The 4655-nt window shown below is 63.5% G+C and carries 3 protein-coding genes; 2 read left to right on the forward strand and 1 reads right to left on the reverse strand.

What is annotated here, in order from left to right; translation table 11 throughout:
• The first annotated feature begins 309 nt into the window (after window positions 1-309).
• Window positions 310-573, forward strand: coding sequence for a hypothetical protein (locus JOZ76_RS14955; protein WP_291699396.1), 264 nt, complete (start codon window positions 310-312; stop codon window positions 571-573).
• Window positions 574-665: 92 nt separating this feature from the next.
• Window positions 666-1565, forward strand: a complete 900-nt coding sequence (locus tag JOZ76_RS14960) for a phosphotransferase (protein WP_291699397.1) — start codon at window positions 666-668, stop codon at window positions 1563-1565.
• A 53-nt stretch (window positions 1566-1618) separates the two neighbouring features.
• Here the strand turns inward: JOZ76_RS14960 and gyrA are convergent, their stop codons facing one another.
• Window positions 1619-4369 carry a DNA gyrase subunit A gene (gene gyrA / locus JOZ76_RS14965; RefSeq protein WP_291699398.1) on the reverse strand — a complete coding sequence of 917 codons (2751 nt, stop codon included), beginning with the start codon at window positions 4367-4369 and terminating at the stop codon, window positions 1619-1621.
• Window positions 4370-4655 lie beyond the last annotated feature (286 nt).

Below are 4655 nucleotides of genomic sequence, written 5' to 3' on the forward strand. Positions count from 1 at the left end.
GACGGGATCGAAAGAGCCGGGATACAGGGCAATACGAGGCATGCGCCCCTCCTAGCGTGCCCGGTCCGGCCCGGCAAGCCGAACCCGGCCTGAAGAAATAACGCCGCAGTCCGTGAACCTTCAGCCTCGACCGGGCGTTTCCAGCCGGCCCGCAGCGCTTCTGTTTCCTCGGGGGCTACCTGACGAAACAGAAGCCGGCGGCAATGAAACCATTTTCCGCGTTCCGCGAAGGCGGCTGGAAACCGCGTTTGGTTACTACTTGGTTAACACAACAACGGCCGAAAAGGCCTTTTTCATTTGGGGACCGTCATGATCAAGGCGCTTTCAGCGATCGCGGTGGCTGCGTGTGTCGCCGCAGCCCTCACCATTCTGCCCGGCTTCGCCCCGCAAGTCGAAGCCAGCGTCCCGCAGGTGCTCGCCAAGGGCGACCGGCTGGACATCCATGCCATCGGGACTGGATGCTCGGAGCATGCCTGGCCAAATTTCGAGGTGTCCTGCCTGCGCCGCGCTGGCACCAAGGGGCAGAACGATGTCCGCGAAGCGCGGCTGGTGACGGCTGACCGAACGCCGTAGCGCCAGACCGCTTCCTCGTCTCCTAACGACATTGCGCCTGGCGATCTGCGGTTCCGGCCACCGCTCCGCTTTGCTCGTCGCGAAGGCGGCAGGTGGGGAAAACCGTCGCGCAAAAGCATCCGCATTTGTCCCTGAACTTTCCCCAACCCAGGCCTCCTGACCGCCTCCAGCCGGGCATCTGCGTCGCACTCGTCATTTCCGGGGCGATGATGTGCGGTTGGCGCGCGACACGGCCGGCTGACCTCGACGATCACACATCTTCCCGGAACCAATTCGTTTACCGTATTCTTACCTCCATGAGCGACGCCGAAATCCCGCTTCAAGGCGGGCGCACTACGGCTGCCGTCGTGCGCGTGGGACAGACTGTGCGACGCCCGCCACGGCTGACGGCCGAGTTCGTCCATGTGCTGCTCGAACATCTGGCCGCGGTCGGCTTCGACGGCGCGCCGCGGTTTCTCGGCACTGACGACAAGGGCAGAGATATCTTGTCCTATATCGAGGGCGAGGTTCCGGCAGATCTCGGCTGGCACAACGACGAGGTGCTCGTCGCAGCCGCGCAGCTGATCCGTAAGTTTCATGACGCCACGGTCGGGCTGCTGGGTCACCAAACTGGCACACCACGGCGACTTGAGGTCGTCTGTCACAACGATCTGTCGCCGTGCAATTTCGTCTTTCGCGCCGGACTTCCCATGGCGCTGATTGACTTCGATACAGCCGCGCCCGGAACGCGGCTGATGGACCTCGGCTACGCAGCGTGGCTTTGGCTCGATCTCGGAGATCCGGATATCGCGCCGGCGTCAGCCTCACAGGAGCAACGACGGCGACTTCAACTGTTCATCGCAGCCTATGGCGATGAAATCAGCGTCTCGTCGATCAAAGAAGCGATCGTTTATCGGCAGGAATTGGTGGCTGCGGAAGGTGAATACACGGCCCGGACCGCGATGGCGCGATGGGCCCGCCATTGCCGGAATTGGACAGTGGAGAACCTATAGCGCCTACCTCTTAACGGAGGCTTCGGGACCTCGCGAACTCATGAGTACCCGCGTTAGGCACCCTGGCCGTTGCCATTGCCATTGCCGTTGCCATTGCCGTTCTCGGTGTCCTCACCGATATGCTCGACCGCGACCACATGTTCGTCGTCGGCAGTGTCGAACACGATGACGCCCTGGGTCGAGCGGCCGGCGATGCGGATGTCGGTGACCGGGCAGCGGATCAGCTGGCCCTTGTCGGTCACCAGCATGATCTGGTCGGCCTCTTCGACCGGGAATGAGGCCACCAGCTTGCCGTTGCGATTGTTGACGCTCATCGCGACGATGCCTTTGCCGCCGCGGCCCGTAGTGCGGTACTCGTAGGACGAGGTCCGCTTGCCAAAACCGTTCTCGGACACGGTGAGCACGACCTGCTCGGCCGCCGACATCTCGACATAGCGATCCTGCGAGAGCTCGCTGGCGCTGGAGGTCTCCTCGGCGTCCGTCTCCGCCGGCTCTTCCGCAGCCGCTTCGCCCGCGACCGCGCGGCGCATCTTGAAATAGGCCGAGCGCTCGTCCGATGACGTCTCGACGTGGCGCAGGATGGCGAGCGAGATCACCTTGTCGCTCCCGGCCAGCGCAATGCCCCGCACGCCCATCGAGGTGCGGCCGGTGAAGACGCGCACGTCGGCGACGGGGAAGCGGATGCACTGGCCCCCGGCGGCGGTCAACAGCACGTCGTCGCGCTCGGTGCAGATCTGCACGTCGACGATCGACTCTCCCTCGTCAAGCTTCATGGCGATGATGCCGGAGCGGCGCACGTCGACGAAGTCGGAGAGCTTGTTGCGGCGGACATCGCCGCCGGTCGTGGCAAACATCACGTCGAGCTGTGCCCAGGAGGATTCGTCCTCCGGCAGCGGCATGATGGTCGTGATACGCTCGCCCTGCTCCAGCGGCAGGATGTTGATCAGTGCCTTGCCGCGCGCGTTGGGAGCAGCGACCGGCAATCGCCAGACTTTCTCCTTGTAGACCTGGCCGCGCGAGGAGAAGAACAGCACCGGCGTGTGTGTTGAAGCAACAAAGAGCCGGGAGACAAAATCCTCCTCGCGCGTCTGCATGCCGGCGCGGCCCTTGCCGCCGCGGCGCTGCGCGCGATAGGCCGACAGCGGCACGCGCTTGGCGTAGCCGGCGTGCGAGACCGTGACCACCATGTCCTCGCGCTGAATCAGGTCTTCGTCCTCGACCTCGCCTTCCTGCTCGATGATGACAGTTCGCCTGGGCGTTGCGAACTCGGCCTTGATCTCGGAGAGCTCGGACTTGATGATGGCCTGGACGCGGGCGCGCGAGCGCAGGATGTCGAGGTAGTCCGCGATCTCGACAGCGAGCTTGTCGAGCTCCTCCGAAATCTCCTCGCGGCCGAGCGCGGTAAGCCGCTGCAGGCGCAGATCGAGGATCGCCTTGGCCTGCTCCATCGAGAGCCGCGCGGTGCCGTCGGGATTGATGCGATGGCGCGGATCGTCGATCAGCGTGATCATCGCGGAGACCTCCTGCGCCGGCCAGTCGCGCGACATCAACGTGTCGCGTGCGGTGGTGGGATCGGGCGAGGTGCGAATGACGCGGATGATCTCGTCGATATTGGCGACCGCGATCGCGAGGCCGACCAGGATGTGGGCGCGATCGCGCGCCTTGTTGAGGAGGAATTTGGTGCGCCGCGTCACCACCTGTTCGCGGAAGCCGACGAAGATCGTCAGCATGTCCTTCAGGTTCATGGTCTGCGGCCGGCCGCCGTCCAGCGCCAGCATGTTGGCCGGAAACGCCGTCTGCAGCGGCGTGAACTTGTAGAGCTGGTTCAGCACCACGTCCGCCATGGCGTCGCGCTTCAGCTCGACCACCACGCGATAGCCCTCGCGATCGCTCTCGTCGCGGAGGTCGGCAATCCCCTCGATCTTCTTCTCGCGCACCAGCTCGGCGATGCGCTCGACCATGCTCGCCTTGTTGACCTGGTAGGGGATCTCCGTGACGATGATCGCCTCGCGTTCCTTGCGGATGGTGTCGATCGAGACCTTGCCGCGCATCACGATCGAGCCGCGGCCGAGATGATAGGCCGAGCGGATGCCCTGGCGGCCGAGGATGATGCCGCCGGTCGGGAAATCCGGGCCTGGAATGATGTTGATGAGATCGTCGATCGTGAGCGATGGATTGTCGATCAGCGCGACACAGGCGTCGATCACCTCGCCGAGATTGTGCGGCGGGATGTTGGTCGCCATGCCCACCGCGATGCCGCCGGCGCCGTTGACCAAAAGGTTCGGATATTTCGCCGGAAGGACCGTCGGCTCCCTGTCCGAATTGTCGAAATTCGGCTGGAAGTCGACGGTGTCCTTGTCGATGTCGTCGAGCAGCGGGATCGCGGAGCGCGCAAGCCGCGCTTCGGTGTATCGGTAGGCCGCCGGCGGATCGCCATCCACCGAACCGAAATTGCCCTGACCGTCGATCAGCGGCACGCGCATGGAAAAATCCTGCGCCATGCGCACCATCGCGTCGTAGATCGACTGGTCGCCATGCGGATGATATTTACCGATGACATCGCCCACTACGCGCGCCGATTTCACGTACTTCTTGTCCGGCGTGTGGCCCTGCTCGTACATCGAATAGAGGATGCGCCGATGCACCGGTTTCAGGCCGTCGCGCGCATTCGGCAGCGCCCGCGCCACGATCACGCTCATGGCGTAATCGAGGTAGGAGCGCTTCATCTCGTCGAGGATGGATACGGGACGAATATCGGAAGGCACCGGCGGTTCGCCGGGTCTATCATCTTCGGAGTCAGACAAGGAGAGATCCGGTCAGGTTCGACTGCGGCTCCCGCGTCCCTTTGGTCGCATCGCGCAACGCCTGTCGCGCGCGATTGTCGGTAGCGAAAACAGCAGCAAATTTCGATCAGCTGGCACGAATGGGCACGTAACCTTCGTCCGCAACAGACGGGACAGCATGGACGCCAAAGTCAGACCCACCGCGACCTTGACTCATATAGCGCATCGGGGGCTTTCAGACCACCCTTAAAGCGCCGCGGGAAGAGCTTTTTAGCTTCGTTTTTCCAGAGACTTAGCAGTCTGTTTA

It is taken from the genome of Bradyrhizobium sp. (assembly GCF_019244115.1).
Classification (GTDB): Bacteria; Pseudomonadota; Alphaproteobacteria; order Rhizobiales; family Xanthobacteraceae; genus Bradyrhizobium.